At 72.0% G+C, this 15,004-nt stretch carries 15 protein-coding genes and 1 riboswitch; of the genes, 8 read left to right on the top strand and 7 right to left on the bottom strand.

The window, feature by feature from the left end; genetic code table 11:
* The first annotated feature begins 4 nt into the window (after positions 1–4).
* Positions 5–256, top strand: a complete 252-nt coding sequence (locus QSK10_RS04290; protein ID WP_285661256.1) for a hypothetical protein — start codon at positions 5–7, stop codon at positions 254–256.
* Positions 257–263: 7 nt separating this feature from the next.
* Here the strand turns inward: QSK10_RS04290 and QSK10_RS04295 are convergent, their stop codons facing one another.
* Positions 264–821, bottom strand: a complete 558-nt coding sequence (locus QSK10_RS04295; RefSeq protein ID WP_285661257.1) for a hypothetical protein — start codon at positions 819–821, stop codon at positions 264–266.
* A gap of 268 nt (positions 822–1,089) precedes the next feature.
* Between QSK10_RS04295 and QSK10_RS04300 the strand changes: the two genes are divergently transcribed.
* Positions 1,090–1,833, top strand: coding sequence for a 3-oxoacyl-ACP reductase family protein (locus tag QSK10_RS04300; protein WP_285661258.1), 744 nt, complete (start codon positions 1,090–1,092; stop codon positions 1,831–1,833).
* Between the two features lie 73 nt (positions 1,834–1,906).
* Here QSK10_RS04300 and rpsD read toward each other — a convergent pair whose 3' ends face one another.
* Positions 1,907–2,515: a 30S ribosomal protein S4 gene (gene rpsD / locus QSK10_RS04305; protein WP_285661259.1), complete on the bottom strand. Its 609-nt coding sequence runs from the start codon at positions 2,513–2,515 to the stop codon at positions 1,907–1,909.
* Between the two features lie 72 nt (positions 2,516–2,587).
* On the opposite strand from rpsD, the gene QSK10_RS04310 reads away from it, so the two are divergent.
* Positions 2,588–3,313, top strand: a complete 726-nt coding sequence (locus QSK10_RS04310; RefSeq protein ID WP_285661260.1) for a DUF2470 domain-containing protein — start codon at positions 2,588–2,590, stop codon at positions 3,311–3,313.
* On the opposite strand, the gene QSK10_RS04315 is transcribed toward QSK10_RS04310, so the two are convergent.
* Positions 3,301–4,284 (bottom strand): hypothetical protein, encoded by a 984-nt coding sequence (locus QSK10_RS04315; protein ID WP_285661261.1) that lies wholly within the window; start codon positions 4,282–4,284, stop codon positions 3,301–3,303. The two genes, QSK10_RS04310 and QSK10_RS04315, sit on opposite strands and share 13 nt — an antisense overlap.
* A gap of 46 nt (positions 4,285–4,330) precedes the next feature.
* On the opposite strand from QSK10_RS04315, the gene QSK10_RS04320 reads away from it, so the two are divergent.
* From QSK10_RS04320 to QSK10_RS04330, 3 genes are all read left to right on the top strand, one after another.
* Positions 4,331–4,972 (top strand): MerR family transcriptional regulator, encoded by a 642-nt coding sequence (locus QSK10_RS04320; RefSeq protein WP_285661262.1) that lies wholly within the window; start codon positions 4,331–4,333, stop codon positions 4,970–4,972.
* Positions 4,973–5,064: 92 nt separating this feature from the next.
* Positions 5,065–7,167, top strand: coding sequence for an Hsp70 family protein (locus tag QSK10_RS04325; RefSeq protein WP_285661263.1), 2,103 nt, complete (start codon positions 5,065–5,067; stop codon positions 7,165–7,167).
* Positions 7,168–7,210: 43 nt separating this feature from the next.
* The gene (locus tag QSK10_RS04330; RefSeq protein WP_285661264.1) at positions 7,211–8,035 is read left to right on the top strand and encodes a spermidine synthase; all 825 of its coding nucleotides are present in this window, start codon (positions 7,211–7,213) and stop codon (positions 8,033–8,035) included.
* Here QSK10_RS04330 and mscL read toward each other — a convergent pair.
* On the bottom strand, positions 8,001–8,378 hold the full coding sequence (gene mscL, locus QSK10_RS04335) for a large conductance mechanosensitive channel protein MscL (RefSeq protein ID WP_285661265.1): 378 nt from the start codon (positions 8,376–8,378) through the stop codon (positions 8,001–8,003). The genes QSK10_RS04330 and mscL overlap by 35 nt on opposite strands.
* 150 nt (positions 8,379–8,528) lie before the next feature.
* A riboswitch (cyclic di-AMP (ydaO/yuaA leader) is annotated at positions 8,529–8,668 on the top strand.
* 9 nt (positions 8,669–8,677) lie between these two features.
* On the opposite strand from mscL, the gene QSK10_RS04340 reads away from it, so the two are divergent.
* Positions 8,678–9,550 carry a C40 family peptidase gene (locus QSK10_RS04340; protein WP_285661266.1) on the top strand — a complete coding sequence of 291 codons (873 nt, stop codon included), beginning with the start codon at positions 8,678–8,680 and terminating at the stop codon, positions 9,548–9,550.
* A gap of 49 nt (positions 9,551–9,599) precedes the next feature.
* Here the strand turns inward: QSK10_RS04340 and QSK10_RS04345 are convergent, their stop codons facing one another.
* Both QSK10_RS04345 and QSK10_RS04350 read right to left on the bottom strand, forming a co-directional pair.
* Positions 9,600–11,381 carry a peroxidase family protein gene (locus QSK10_RS04345; RefSeq protein WP_285661267.1) on the bottom strand — a complete coding sequence of 594 codons (1,782 nt, stop codon included), beginning with the start codon at positions 11,379–11,381 and terminating at the stop codon, positions 9,600–9,602.
* Positions 11,378–12,829 carry an aldehyde dehydrogenase family protein gene (locus tag QSK10_RS04350; protein ID WP_285661268.1) on the bottom strand — a complete coding sequence of 484 codons (1,452 nt, stop codon included), beginning with the start codon at positions 12,827–12,829 and terminating at the stop codon, positions 11,378–11,380. The genes QSK10_RS04345 and QSK10_RS04350 overlap by 4 nt, the downstream gene beginning before the upstream one ends.
* A 97-nt stretch (positions 12,830–12,926) precedes the next feature.
* On the opposite strand from QSK10_RS04350, the gene QSK10_RS04355 reads away from it, so the two are divergent.
* Positions 12,927–13,811 carry a hypothetical protein gene (locus QSK10_RS04355; protein ID WP_285661269.1) on the top strand — a complete coding sequence of 295 codons (885 nt, stop codon included), beginning with the start codon at positions 12,927–12,929 and terminating at the stop codon, positions 13,809–13,811.
* Here the strand turns inward: QSK10_RS04355 and QSK10_RS04360 are convergent.
* Positions 13,808–14,914 (bottom strand): DUF6923 family protein, encoded by a 1,107-nt coding sequence (locus QSK10_RS04360; RefSeq protein ID WP_285661270.1) that lies wholly within the window; start codon positions 14,912–14,914, stop codon positions 13,808–13,810. The genes QSK10_RS04355 and QSK10_RS04360 overlap by 4 nt on opposite strands.
* Positions 14,915–15,004: the final 90 nt, after the last annotated feature.

Consider the following 15,004-nt stretch of genomic DNA (forward strand, 5'->3'; position numbering starts at 1 on the left):
ACCCGTGCCGCCCAAGAAGAAGTCCTCCCGCGTCAGCACCGACCGCCAGTCCGCCCGCAAGCTCGGCCACGGTGTGGCCGAGCGGCTGAGCGCGATCATCGACGCCGTCGCCGAGACGCACGGCAAGCGGTCCGTCGAGGAGATCGAGGCCGAGCTGACCCGCCGGATGGCCTCTGCGGGCGTGACCGGCGGGAGCTGGCGCGGTACCGCCGAGGCGATCGCGGCGGGCGAGGACGTGGAGCTGCGCGCCCCGTAGCGCTACGTCAGTGCGCGGGGGCGTCGCCGTCGGTGAAGTTCACCAGCACGGCGAGCAGCTCGCCATCGGCGTCGAAGACCTCGTAGGGGTAGAAGAGGTCCGACTGCACGTTCACCACCAGGACGGTGTCGCCGGAGTCGACGGTGAACACCGGCCGGTAGGCGGGCCCGTCCTCCAGGTCGATGCCGCCGGCCTCATCGAGGGCCTCGTCGACGTCGGGCTCCCAGTCGGTCCACTCGGGGCTGAAGGCGACCAGGCTGCCGCCGTCGTCGAGGTGTGTGGGGCCGTGCTGGCGCCACTCGAAGCGAACCGGGTCGCCCTTGCCGAACAGGACCAGCACCATGCGGACGATGGCGTCCTCACCGGGCTCCATGACGACGTAGACGGGCCAGTCGCCCTTGGGCAGCGAGCCCTCGGTTCCGCCGAAGTAGCCGTCCAGGTCCTCGGTGTCGGGCCCGAAGAAATAGAGCTGTCCACTGTTGACGGTGAGGGTCCCGGCACGTCTGCATCGCAGGCCGTCCTCGGTGTCCTTCAGGTACGCCTCGATGATGGCGTCAGCACTCACGTCGTCGATCCTTGCGCTAAGGGAAACACGGGGCCGACGGAGCATAGCCGACCCACGGACACCGTCCGACGTGGACACTGGGTGCTCCCGGCGGGACGGAACGTCACCGGAGTTGCGACGCTCGTCACAATTCCGGCTGCGACCACGATAGCGGCACGCCGGGACGATGTCGCAGGTCAGGTGTCGGATCGCCGACACTGCAACCGTTCCGGGGAGGGCGGTGTTCTGAGGGGTGCAAGTCAATGACCCCTGTACGTAAGGACTCACCATGAGCATGGACCTCACCGGCAAGATCGCCTTCGTCACCGGCGGAAGCCGCGGCATGGGCGCCGCCATCGTCGCCGAACTGGCCTCGCGGGGCGCCACCGTCGCCTTCACCTACCTCGGCTCGCCCGAGCGCGCCGAGACGGTGGTCGCCGAGGTCGCGGCCAAGGGCGGACGGGCGAAGGCCTACCGCGCCGACGCAGCCGACGCGCAGGCGTCCGTGGCGGTCCTGGAGACGGCGGTCGCCGAGCTGGGCGGCCTCGACATCCTGGTCAACAGCGTGGGCGTGGCGACCATGGGCGCCTTCGAGGACCTCCCGCTGGACCAGCTGGACCACCTGATCGGGGTGAACGTCCGCTCCATCGTGGTGACCACGCAGGCGGCGATCCGGCACCTCGGGCAGGGCGGGCGGATCATCTCGATCGGCTCCACCGCGTCACTGCGGTCGCCCGGCCCCGGCCTGACCCTGTACACGATGACGAAGTCGGCGCTGATCGGCATGACCAAGGGCCTGGCCCGCGACCTCGGCGGCCGCGGCGTCACCGCCAACATCGTGCTGCCGGGACCGATCGACACCGAGATGAACCCCGCCGACGGCCCCTCCGCCGAGTACCAGAGCGGCCTGACCTCGCTGGGACGCTACGGCCGCCCGGAGGAGATCGCGGGCACCGTCGCCTTCCTGGCCTCCGAGGCCGCGAGCTACATCACCGGGGCGGCGATCGCGGTCGACGGCGGAACCGCCGCCTGACCGGCCCTCAAGGCGCAATAAGAAGGGGAGCCCCCTGTGGCCGGGGCTCCCCTTCTGTTCTCCGGATCAAGACTCAGCGGGAGTAGAACTCCACCACCAGCTGCTCCTCGCACAGCACCGGCACCTCGGCCCGCTCCGGCTCGCGCAGCAGCGTCACGCGCAGGTCGGACAGGGCCACCGACAGGTAGCCGGGCGTCTTCGCCGGCGCGTAGCCACCGGCGGCGGCGGTCAGCGCGGGCAGCTTGGCGCGGCTCTTCTCCCGCACGCCCACGACCTGGCCCGGCTTGAGCCGGTAGGACGGGATGTCGACCTTGCGGCCGTCGACCTCGATGTGGCCGTGCCCGACGAGCTGGCGCGCCTGGTAGATGGTGCGGGCCAGCCCGGAGCGCAGCACGACGGCGTCCAGGCGGCGCTCCAGCAGCGTGACCAGGTTCTCGCCGCTCTTGCCGGGCTTGCGCACGGCCTCGGCGTAGACGCGGCGGAGCTGGCGCTCGCCGATGTTGTACTGATGCCGCAGGCGCTGCTTCTCCAGCAGCCGCACCGAGTAGTCCGAGGCCTTGCGGCGGGCGCGACCGTGGTCGCCCGGCGGGTACGGGCGCTTCTCGAAGTACTTGACGCACTTGGGCGTGAGCGGTATCCCGAGAGCGCGTGAGAGCCGCACCTTGGGCCTGGACTGGTTCACCCGGTTCCTCCTCCTCGACGGATGTTCGATGCTTAGGTTAGCCTGACCTAACTTAGCAAAGGAGGCGGTCCCATGCACCCGAGCCCGGCCGAGATCACCCGCACACTCGCCACCGGAAGGCTGGGCGGCTACGTCCGCACGCCCCGCAACGCGCCCGCGCGGCTGCGGCACGCCACCCTCCGCGACGGGACCACGCTGATGCTGGTCCGCGACGGCGGCGCCGCTGCGGAGTCCCTGGCCCGGCCCGGCGATGACGTGGCGGCCGTGCTGTGCGTGGACGACGTCCCGCCGCTCACCGGCTCACCGAGCCTGGGCCGCCTGTGGCTGTCGGGCTGGGCGTGCCCGCTGGAGGGCGAGGAGGCCCGCGCGGCCGCCGTGGAGTTCGCCGAGGTCAACCCCGCCGGGGACCTGCTGTCGCTCGGCGAGGGCTACACGCTGCACCGCCTGGACGTCGCCGAGGTCCGGCTGGAGCGCTCGGCCGGGCTCGCCGAGGTCGACGTGGACGCCTACCTGGCCGCCGAGCCCGATCCGGTCGCCGCCTGGGAGGCCGAGCTGCTGGCCGACCTGGCCGATCACCACGCCGAGCAGATCGGCGCCTTCGCCGGGAAGCGGCTGGCGGCCGGTCCCGATGACCGGCCGCCGAGAGTGGTCCGCCTCGACCGCTACGGCATGGCCTTCGCGATGGGCGATGGACGCTACGCCCGCGTGGGCTTCGCTCCCCCGGTGAGCTGCCGCGCCGACCTGGTCGGCCGCATGCGCGGCATGCTCGGCATGGACGGCTGCCGTCACGCCGCCTGATTCTGCGGCTCGCGAACCTCGGCGGCCGCCTCCCTGCGGCGCGCGCCCAGTCCGGAGAGCAGGACGCCCGCCACCGTGACCACCGCGAGCGCGGCCAGCGCCAGCAGGGTCGGCGCGCTGGGGTGGACGAGGGACTCGCCGCGCAGGGCCTGCCACAGCACCAGCGCGGTGAGGCCCGCGTAGGCGAAGGCGGCGACCAGGACGATCCGGGCGCGCCGGGTCTCGTCGGCGATGCGCCCGGCGAGGAAGAGCGCGAGCAGGGGGATCGCCTGGAGGGCGTGCATGCCGACGAAGTGGGCGATGCGGAGGTCTCCGCCGGTGGTGCTCCAGCCGAGGACGGGCAGGCCGGGTCCGCCGTCGCCTCCGCCGACGGTGTGGGCGCCGGCGATGCCGTCGACGCCGCTGCGCTGCGGGGGCATCATGGCGCCGAGCCCGACGCCGATGAGGGCGATGGCCCCGCCCCAGCGCAGGGCGCGGGTGAGGGCGCGGTCGCCGATCCTGGCGAAGGTCAGGACGATGACGGCGGCCAGGTTGGCCACCCACATGACGATGATGGCGATGGTCATCGTCTCCCAGACCGCCGCGTCGAAGGGGGTGGTCTCGTTGAAGTGGCTGGTGGTGCCGCGCATGGCCTGCCCGGCGATCGGCACCATCTCGTAGCCGAGCATGAGGGCGATGATCGTGCCCGACCACCACACCGTCCGCTTCATCTTGGGGACGAGCGGGAGCAGGTAGGCCATCGAGAGCGCGTAGGCGGCGATGGAGATGGCGAACTTGAGGGGCTTGGCCCAGATGGGCAGGCCCGTGATCATGCGGTCGTCGACGATGAGGCCGATGACGGAGCCGAGTCCGGTGACGCCCATGAGGACGGCGAGGGCCAGCAGGGGCCGGTGAAGGCGTTCGGGTCGCGGGAGCGCGGCCAGGAGCCGTCCGCTCCGAGAAAGTGGATAGTGCTGCTGTCCGGTATCCATACCCGAACTATCCACTAGGATGGCGGGGAAGGCAAGAGGAGAACCGATGAGAATCGCCGAACTGAGCCGGGAGAGCCGCGTGCCCGTCCCGACGATCAAGTACTACCTGCGGGAAGGGCTGCTCCATCCCGGCGAGCGCACCAGCCCCAACCAGGCGCAGTACGACGCCAGGCACCTGCGGAGGCTGAAGCTGATCCGCGCGCTGATCGACGTCGGCGGTGTGCCGGTGGCGGGTGTGCGCGAGCTCCTCGACGCCATCGACGCCAAGGGCCAGAACATCCACGAGGCGATGGGCACCGCCACGCACGCCACGTTCGGTGAGCCCGACGCCGAGATGAGCGAGGAGCAGCGGCGGGGCATGGAGCGCGTCGAGGAGCTCATCGCCGAGCGCGGCTGGCTGGGCGACTCCCGGCGGGCGCGGATGCTGGTGGCGAACTCGCTGGCGACCCTGTACCAGCTCGGTGAGGACGAGCTGACCACGTTGCTGCCGCTGTACGCCGAGACGATCGAGCGGATCGCCGAGGCCGAGGTGCGGCTGGTGACCGGGCGGCCGACGATCGAGGACGCCGTGGAGGGCGCGGTCATCGGCACGGTGGTGGGCGAGCAGATCCTGGCGGGGTTGCGGCACCTCGCCCACGAGCACTTCTCCACCGTGATCGGGGTGGTCGACACCGGTCCGAAGGGGTAGCGGGAAGCACCCGAAGTGACATGGCCCACGGGTCATGGGCTGTCGCGCACCCGGCCTATGCTGTGGGCGCCCCTCACGGATTGGAGACCCCGGTGCGTCTTGGCGTGGACTTCGGTACGTCGCACACGGTCGCGGTGCTGGCGTACCCGGACGGCCGCACGAAATCGATGCTGTTCGACGACGGGACTCCGCTGCTGCGCTCGGCCGTCTACGCCGACGGCGACGGGACGATCCAGGTCGGCCGGGACGCGGTGCGCCGCGCCGGTCTCGACCCGACCCGTTATGAGCCGAACCCGAAGCAGCGCATCGACGAGCAGTCGGTGCTGCTGGGCGATGGCGAGTACAAGCTGACCGACCTGTTCGCCGCCGTCCTCGGGCGTGTGGTGAGCGAGGTGCGGCGGGTGGCGGGCTCGATCCCGTCCGACGTGGTGATGACCTATCCGGCGGCCTGGGGCGCGCGCCGCCGGGAGATCCTGACCACCGCGGCCGCGCAGGCGGGGCTGCACAATGTCCGGCTGATCCCGGAGCCGGTGGGCGCGGCCGTCTACTTCACCAGCGTGCTGGGGCACCAGGTCGCCGACGGGCGCCCGCTGGGCGTGTTCGACTTCGGTGGCGGCACGCTCGACGTGGCCGTGGTCCGGCGTGACGGGAACACCTTCACCGTGCTGTCCACCGGTGGCCTGCCCGACCTGGGCGGCGTGGACCTGGACTCGGCGCTGGTGGACCACCTGGGGCAGCTCATCGCGCAGCGCGATCCCGCGCTGTGGCGGCGGCTGGCCAATCCCGAGACCTCCAATGACCGCCGTGCGCGGCAGCTGCTGTGGGACGACGTGCGGGGCGCCAAGGAGTCGCTGTCGCGCACCACGAGCGCGCCGGTGAACGTCCCGGAGACCGACACCGACCTGCATCTGACGCGCGACGAGTTCGAGCGGCTGACCACGCCGCTGCTGGCGCGGGCGATCGCCGAGACGCAGCGGGTGATCCGCGAGGCGCGCATCGAGCCGGCGCAACTGTCGGGCCTGTTCCTGGTCGGCGGTTCGAGCCGGGTGCCGCTGGTGGCGCGGATGCTGCACAGCGGGCTGGGCGTGCCGCCCACCGTGCTGGAGCAGCCCGAGGTCGCCGTCGCCGAGGGCGCGGCGAAGCTGGGCGCGGCCAAGAACCCGCAGTCGGCGCCCACGCCTCCCCCGCCGCGTCCCCCGGCGTCCGGGCCGCCGATGAACGCGCCCACGCCGCCGCCCTCGAACCGGCCCATGTCGGCCGCGCCGATGTCGGCTCCCCCGGTTTCGCCCGCGCCGATGTCGACGCCGCCGATGAGCAACCGGCCGATGTCCGCGCCGCCGGTGTCCTCTCCCCCGGTCTCGTCGATTCCGGTGACGCCCGCGCCGCGCCCCTACAGCCCGCCGCAGCCGTCCTACTCGCCCCCGCCGCCGCGACCGCCGGTCCTGCCGCCGGTGCAGCAGCACCGCCCGCCGCCGCCCCGGCCGATGCCGATGGCCGCGCCCGCGCCGCCCCCGCCGCAGGTCATCCAGGTGCCCTACGCGGTGCCGGTGCCGCACGCGCCGCAGCCGGTGGTGGTGCGCCGCAGGCGCAGCAAGACCGGCTGGATCATCCTGCTGGTGCTGGTCGGCATCGTCGGCTTCTGCTGCTACGGGACGCTCGTCAAGCCCAGCATCATGGCCGGCCTCCTCGGCCGCGGCTTCGTCGACGCCTTCGACCAGGACCCCAAGATGCACGGCGGCGAGGTCCCCTACCCCCTGAGCGGGTTCTTCGACTCCTGGAAGCCCGCGCTGAACGAGTGCTGGACCACCCAGAAGGGCGCCGTCTACTCCGGCCCCATCACCACCGGCTTCAACGCGATCACCGACAAGATCGACGGTGAGGTCACCTGGGTCCTGTGCACCTTCGACGACGACATCAAGTCGGAGTTCGGGGCCGACTCGATCATCTTCATCGACAACGACGCCGACGGCGGCGGCCAGGCCGTCGAGGACAAGTTCGCCGAGATCTACGGCCTCAAGGACCCCTGGAACGGCTCGGGCAAGTCGGGGCTGGACGAGTACCAGATGGCGCGCACGGTCATCTCCGGCGACTACACCGCCGGCAGCGACGACGCCTTCGCGCTGAGCATGAGCTCGGTGGACTCCAAGACCACCGTCGCCAAGCTCACCGACCTCTTCCAGGCCTACTCGAAATGACCGACCGGCCGTCGAGAGATCGACGGTGGGCGATAATCGCCGCATGAGTACCGAGATGGCGCCCGACCCCGACCGGCCGGGCGCCTTCTACTTGCGCGTGAACGACTCCGACCAGTCCCATGTGGACACCGGCGACCCGTACCGGCTGGAGTTCGACTACATCCGGCACCTCACCTACGTCCTGGACGCGCTGCCGCCGGGCCCGCTGCGGGTCCTGCACCTGGGCGCCGGGGCCCTGACGCTGCCGCGCTACGTCGCCGCCGCCCGGCCCGGCTCCTACCAGCAGGCCGTCGACATCGACGCCGGGCTGATCGCGCTCGTGCGCGAGGTGGCGCCGCTGCCCAAGCGGGTGAAGGTGAAGGTGCGCATCGGCGACGCCCGCGAGCAGCTCGCCGCCGCGCCCGGCGACTGCTACGACGTCATCGTCGTCGACGTCTACGCCGGGCACGTCACCCCCGCGCACCTGACCACCCGCGAGTTCTTCGCCGAGTGCGCCCGCGTCCTGCGCCCGGGCGGCGCGGTCCTGTTCAACGCCGGGGACGGTGGCGAGCAGCGCTACGCGCGCGCCATCGTGGCCACCCTCGGCGAGTTCTTCGCCCAGCGCTGCCTGCTGGCCGGGACGACCGTCCTGCGCGGCCGCCGCTTCGGCAACCTCGTCGTGGGCGCTTCGACGGTCCCCTTCGACGAGCCCGCCATCGCCCGCCGCGCCGCCGGGGACGTCTTCCCCACCGGGTTCATGGGGGCCGCCGAGAGCGCCGGATACGCGAAAGGGGCGCGGGTGAACACCGACGGCGATGCCGTCGCGTCCCCGGCGCCCCCGGCGCTGCTGGAGGTCAGGAAGCGGAGTCGCGGCGCAGCGCGTCCCTGATCTCGATCAGGACGGCCAGCTTCTCGTCCGCTTCCTCCTTCTCCTCCTGCTTCATCCGCTCCAGGACCTTCTTCACCGGGACGACCACGATGAAGTAAATGACCACGGCGGTGAGGAAGAAGGTGATGCAGGCGTCGATGAAGGTGCCATAGGGGAAATCGACACCCGCGATGGTGAACTTGCCGCCATTGGCCTCACCGCCGGTGATCAGCGTGATCAGCGGGGTGAGGAAGGCGCCGGTGAAGGCGCTGACGACGGCGGTCAGCGCGGCGCCCATGACGACCGCGACGGCAAGGTCGACGACATTGCCGCGGAACAGGAACTCCTTGAAACCCTTGAACATCGGGACATCCTCTCAGAGCGCGTCCGTTCTCTCCGGTAACGCCACGTATTGCGTGTGGTCTATTCCACTGCAACATAGGCAATGCCATCACGCTCGGTTAGCGTGACCGGGCCCGTACGGCTTTGCTCACTCCCAGCGAGGGGGGTGACCGTTCGGGTGCCGCTGAATCACTCCTCGGAGTGAATCGGGGAACCACCGAGTATTGGGGTGAATCCGCGCTCATCGCGCGGTAGGGCGACTTCCGGCCCGAACCCGTCAGCTAACCCGGTAAGCGGCTTGATGGAAGAAAGGTCGCCGTCTTGCCGGCACGTCCCAAGACGCTGCGCGCATCCCTGTGCGCGAGCGTGCTCACCGGAGGCGCCATCGCCGCGTTCCTCCTCCCCGGCGTGGCCCACGCCGCTCCGTCCACTCAGGACAAGCTCGACTCCCTCTCCGCCGACTACGACAAGGCCGTCGAGGACCGCGACGGCCTCGCCGAGCGCATCAAGGCCATCGAGGCGACCATCGCCGGGTCCGACCAGACCATCGACGGCGCCGTCGCCCTCCTCGGCGCCCCGCCCGCCACGCAGGGCACCCTCCTGTCGCGCCTCACGACACTGTCCGACCTGGCCCGTGAGCAGACCCGCGCCGTGGACGCCGCCACCACCACCCTCGAACAGGCCAACGCCACCAAGAACGGCCTGAAGACCGAGTTCACCGCCGCCGACGAGCGCGTCAAGAAGCTCGGCGAGGAGCGCGACGACCTGCGCGAGCAGATCGAGAACGAGAAGGCCGAGGAGAGCGCCCGCACCTCCGACTCCAGCTACACCGGCGAGATCCCGTCGGTCTCGGGCAAGGCCGGCGCGGCGGTGTCCTTCGCCTACGGCGCCATCGGCATCCCGTACGTCTTCGGCGCCATCGGCCCCGGCGGCTACGACTGCTCCGGCCTGACCATGGCCGCGTGGAAGGCCGCGGGCGTGAGCCTGCCGCACTACACCGTCGACCAGTGGAACGCCACCACCCCGATCTCGCGGGGCGACCTGCGTCCCGGCGACCTGGTGTTCTACGCCGGCCTCGGTCACGTGGGCATCTACGTGGGCGGCGGCAAGGTCATCCACGCGCCGCAGCCCGGCGAGTCGGTGAAGATCTCGTCGGTGGACATGATGACGCCGGACGGCTACCGGCGCGTCTGACACGTGCGACGACAGAGGGCGCCCCACGCCGGGGCGCCCTCTTCGCGTACTACGGCCGCGGTGTGCCGTTCCACGGGAAGAACGGGTTGGCCACCCCGTCCAGCGCCGGGGCCAGCTCCGGGAAGTGCCGGCACAGGACCTCGGCCATGCCCGTGCGGTCCACCCACTCCAGGCCCTCGGGGGTGTAGATCTCCGGCCGGTAGTCGACGGTGAAGAACCGGTCGCTCTTCAGCCGCCGCGAGGCCATCAGGATGAAGATCCGGAACGAGGTGTCGGCGATCGCGAAGCCCTTCGGCTTGGGCTCGGCGTACATCCCGATCATCGTGTCCACCGCCGAGAGGTCCCCGCCGTAGACCTCGCGGATCAGCGAGACCGTGGCCGCGTCCGGCGACAGGTCGCCGAAGACGTCCACCGGCTTCATCCGCAGCATCCGCCGGAAGTCGCGGTAGCGCGGCACCCCCCGCTCGCGGTCGCGCAGGACGTCCACCGCGCCCAGGTCCACGCGCTCGCCCGACAGCCGGGCCAGGTCCCGCAGGGCGTTCGGGTGGTTGTGCAGGGTGATCGCGCCGGGATGGCAGGTGCCGAAGGAGTAGAGCAGGTTCGGCAGGCCGTAGGCGTCCACGGCCGGGCGCGTGGCCGCCGCCTGCACCGCGTCGAAGCCGAGGGTGTCGAGCAGCTCACCGGTGCGCCAGGAGCGGACCGGGTAGTCGTCGCGGATCAGCGGGTGCAGCCGGTAGCAGGTGACGAACTCCTCCGTCATCGAGAACGGCGCCCCGTGGTGCTCGGTGGCCGAGCCGAGGATCCCCGAGATCATCTCCGAGGAGGAGATCCGCCCGTAGTGCTCACGGATGTACCTGCCGGCCACGCCCCACCAGTTGGCGGCCATGCCCACCCGCAGGGACGCGCAGTTCAGCAGCGCCGGCGTCCACTCCACGGTGTGGATCTTGGCCATCACCGCCGCGTTCACCAGGCGCGCGGTGTCGAAGAGGCGCTGGTCGTCCCAGGACGGGTAGTGCCGCCGCAGGCGGTCGCAGATCGCGTTGTGTTCGAGGACGAACAGGTGATGCAGCAGCGACAGGCCCACCCAGTAGTTGTCGCCGAAGCCGGTCAGGTCGATGCCGGACAGGCCCGGAGCCGTCTCGTCCGGCAGCCGCCCGCCCTCCACGATCAGCTTGCCGTCCTCGAAGGCCCGCAGCTCGCGCAGCCGCGCCGCCGTCGAGCCGTAGATCTGGCTGCCGTCCCACCAGTGCGTCACGGTGTTCTCGAAGGTCGGCGGCGCGCTCCCGTCGGTGTGCGCCAGCGGGTCGGTGCGGGTGCGCCGGACGCGCATCGGCGACTCGTGCCAGTCGTCGCCCGCGGCCAGCGGCACCTCGATCGGCGAGGCCTTGTGGTTGTCGCCGTGGGAGAACCAGTCGTGGTTCTGGAACTGGATCCAGGCCGCCGCCAGCAGGTTCAGCGTGGTCGCGGGCAGGAACCGCTCGCGCCGCAGCAGCGCCCGGCTCACCTCGCGCGGGCTGGGCGTGAGCAGGCGCTCCTCGTCCGGGTAGGTCATCGCCAGCGGGGAGTTGCGGTCGAAGCGGGTGCCCGAGCGGCCCATGTCCACGTCGGCGGCGTCGTAGCCGGAGCCGTCGGGCGAGCGGTACGGGCACAGGGTCCCGGCGGCGCGGGGACGCTCGCCACCGGCGGCGAAGGTGTCGTGCAGGTTCTCCCGGCGCAGGTCGACGCGCAGGGCGTCCAGGTTCAGCAACGCCGCCGGCAGTGGCAACTGATGCCAGTCGTAGCGGCGGTTGATCCGCCGGAAGACTCCCGACAGCAGGTCCTCGACGCTCATCCCCGGCCCCCGTAGACCTTGCGCAGCACCGTCTCGGCGAACGGCAGCGCGTACCGTCCCCGCTCGTACGTGGTCAGCTCCAGCGGATGCCGCCCGCGCCTGGCCACCACCGACTTGGGCAGCGCGAACTCCCGCAGGCCCGCCTCGCCGTGCATCCGCCCGGAGCCGGACCGCCCGCGTCCCCCGAACGGCAGCCACGGCTGAGCGGCGAAGCCGAGAGAGGCGTTGACCGCGACCATCCCGCAGGACAGCCGGGCGGCGACCGCCCGCGCCTCGCCGGGCGGGCCGTAGACCGCCGCGCCCAGGCCGTAGCCACTACTCTCGGCGCGCGCCACGGCGTCCCCGGCGTCGGCGGCGCGGACCACGGGCAGCACCGGCCCGAAGGTCTCCTCGCGCAGCACCAGCGCCTCCGGCGGCACGTCGATGAGCACCGTCGGCGCCACGTAGGGCGGGTCGACGGCCTCCAGCCCGCCGACCACGGCCCGCGCGCCCCGGTCGAGCGCGTCGGCGATGTGCGCGCGGACCACCTCAAGCTGCGCCGGGACCGTCATCGGCCCCAGGTCGCCGTCGCGGCCCACGGTCAGCCGCGCGGCCTTGACCACCAGCGCGCGCACGAACGGGTCGTAGACGTCATCGCAGACGTAGGCGCGCTCGATGCCGATGCAGGTCTGCCCCGAGTTGAACATCGCGCCCCACAACACCGACGCGGCCGCGGCCTCGACGTCGGCGCCCGGCAGCACGATCGCCGGGTCCTTGCCACCGGCCTCCACCGCCACCGGCGTCAGCGAAGGCGCGGCGGCGGCCAGGACCTTCGCGGCGGTGGCGGGCGAGCCGGTGAAGGCGATCTTGTCCACGCCCGAGGTCACCAGCGCCTCCCCCACCTCGGCTCCCCCGCCGACCACCTGCACCAGCGGCGCGCCGCGCATCGCCTCCGCGCACGTCTCGGCGAGCAGCCGCCCGACCTCGGCGGAGTGCTCGCTGGGTTTGAACACCACCGCGTTGCCCGCCGCCAGCGCCGAGCCGATCGAGCCCAGCGGCGTCAGCACCGGGAAGTTCCACGGCCCGATGACGCCGACGACGCCGTAGGGCTGCCAGCCGAGCCCGGCGCGCAGCTCCGGCAGCAGCCACGTGCCGGGGACGCGGCGGTCGCGCAGGACCCGCCCGGCGTTGGCCGCCGCCCACCGCAGGTGCTCCACGGCGACCAGGAGCTCGATGGTGGCGTCGGCGTCGCTCTTGCCGCCCTCCAGCCGCATGACCGCGGTGATCTCCGGCGAGCGCCGTCCCAGGACGCCCGCCCACCGCGCGAGCGCCTCGCCGCGGACGCGCGGCCCGAGGCGCCGCCACCACGCGGCGACGTCGCGGGCGCGGCGGACGGTCGCGGTGAGGGCGGGTGGTGGTGCCGGCGGGCTGCCGGGTGCGGCCGCGGGTTCGGTCAAGGTCATGGTCATGCCATCTCCCCCCAAGCTGGACGCTCATCACATTAGTGACGGGTCATGACGATTCCGGCCGGTTCGGAGGGATGCGGGTGCTGGCTACGCTGTGCCGATGAACGAGCCGACGATGCTGGAGCTGGCCGCGCGGAACCAGGCGCGCGGGTGCGGTATCGCCGCGGTCCTGGTCGCCGGTTCGCTCATCGTCATGCCGATGTTCGCCATGGGCGGGTCCTGGTACGCGGGTATCGGGACGGCCGTCGTGGTCATCGGGCTGGGGCTGGCGGTGGGGCCGATGAACCGCCGGTGGCAGGCGACGCGGCTGGAGATCGGCGATGACGCGATCGTGGCGCACAGCGCGACGAGGGTCGTGAAGCGCATCGAACGCACGCCCACCGGAACCCTTCAGGTCGCCTCCAATCAGCATGCCCGGGTCCTGCGGTGGCTGGAGGGCGGTCGCTCGATCCGGGCGATGCTGCTGGTCCATCCCGTCGATGGCGAGGAGTTCGAGCGGGCGCTGGTGCGGCACGGCTGGACGCCTGGGGCGGTGGTGGAGGAGTCCCGGGAGGAGCCTCCGTCGCGGTCCACGACGCTGGTGCTGGCCGAAGGGGTGCGGCGGATCGGCGCGCGCAGCCCACTGCTGTGGGTGCTGGTGGCGATCGGGCTGGTCCCGGTGGTCCTGACCGTCGGCGGGTGGGAGCCGGGCCGGTTCGCTCTCGGGCACGGCCTGCTCGTGCCGTGGTTCATCGCGCTCGGGGTCGCCTACCTCGGGCTGAGCGTGTACCTGCGCCATCACGAGGTGCTGGTGAGCGCGCGGAAGATCGTCTACCGGGCGGGCACGGTCACGCGCGAGTGCCGCCGGGAGCGCGCGGCGGTCACCGCAACGGCCACGCACGCGGTGATCACCGCGGGTGCGGCGAGCCTGCGCATCCCGTTCAAGGGCGAGCGCGAGCGGTTGCTGGCGCTGCTGCGGGAGATGGGCTGGCCCGCGCCTTACTAGCGCCTGCGGAGCGAGCGGGCCCCGGCGGAGCCGGAGATGGTCATCAGGACCGCGCCGACGATCATCGCCCGCTTGCGGTGCTTGGCGTCGGAGAGGTGCTTCTGCACCGGCGCGGCCTCCGGCATCGGCATGGCCAGCGCGGGCGGCAGCGGTGGCGGCGGGGCGGCCGGTGGCGTCTCGTGCTTGACCGGCGCGGCCGGTGAGGTCCTGGGCGGGGAGGACGCCGGTGGCGTGGGCTTGGGCGAGCTCGGTTTCGGGGTGGGTTTGGTCGTGGTCGGCGGTGGCGTGGTCGGCACGACGGCGATCTCGCACCAGGCGGCGTCGGTGGAGTCGAAGGACGGCCAGGTGGTGACCAGCTTCGCCTCACCGCCGTCGAGGGGGACGCGGTACATCGCGGCCCGGTCGTCGCTGTCGCCGCTGATCGCGTAGAGCTTGCGGTCCGGGCTGATGAACACCGCCCCGTAGAAACCGTCGCCGAGTCCGCGCAGGCGGCTCAGGCTCACCTGCCCGCTGCGGGGGTCGACGCGGACGAGCGCGCCGCCGCCCTGGGCGGTGACGCCGTAGAGGGCGGTGCCGTCGTAGGCCCAGTCGCCGAAGCGGGGGTAGAAGCCGATGCGGGCGACGTTCACGATGGACGCGAAGGTCTTCGAGCCGGGGTCGACGTCGATGGACACGATGGCGTTGTCGGCGCGGACGACGAGGCGGTCGCCGACGACGTCGGCGACGTAGGCGCCCATGAGGCCGCGCTCGGGGTCGCCCTTGACGGCGCCGAGGTCGCGGGTCTGGCCGCCGGGGTCGACGCGCACCAAGTGCGGGGTGTGCCCGCCGTCGCGGGCGGGGGTGAGTCCGTAGAGGACGCCCTGCCCGGCGTGGTGGCCGACGGCGTTGACGCGGTAAGGGAGTGTCCCGACGGTCACCCGGGCGCCGTTGGCGGGGTCCACTCTGGACACCTTGTAGGCGTCGGTGTCGCGATCGTGCCAGGTCAGGCAGGCCGGGGCGGGTGGCGCGGCCGAGGCCTCGTCGCGCACCACGGTCCCGGTCACGGCCAGGCCGAAGACGACGGCCCCGGTGATGAGACCGGCCGCCGCGAGCATTAGCGGCATCCGGCTCGTTCGCCGCGCCGACTCACCCACAGATTCCCGCATGATGTCACCAAGCTAGTGCAAAATGCCGGTAAACCCGTACATCTGAAG

It is taken from the genome of Actinorhabdospora filicis (genome assembly GCF_030269765.1).
GTDB classification, from domain to species: Bacteria; Actinomycetota; Actinomycetes; order Mycobacteriales; family Micromonosporaceae; genus Actinorhabdospora; species Actinorhabdospora filicis.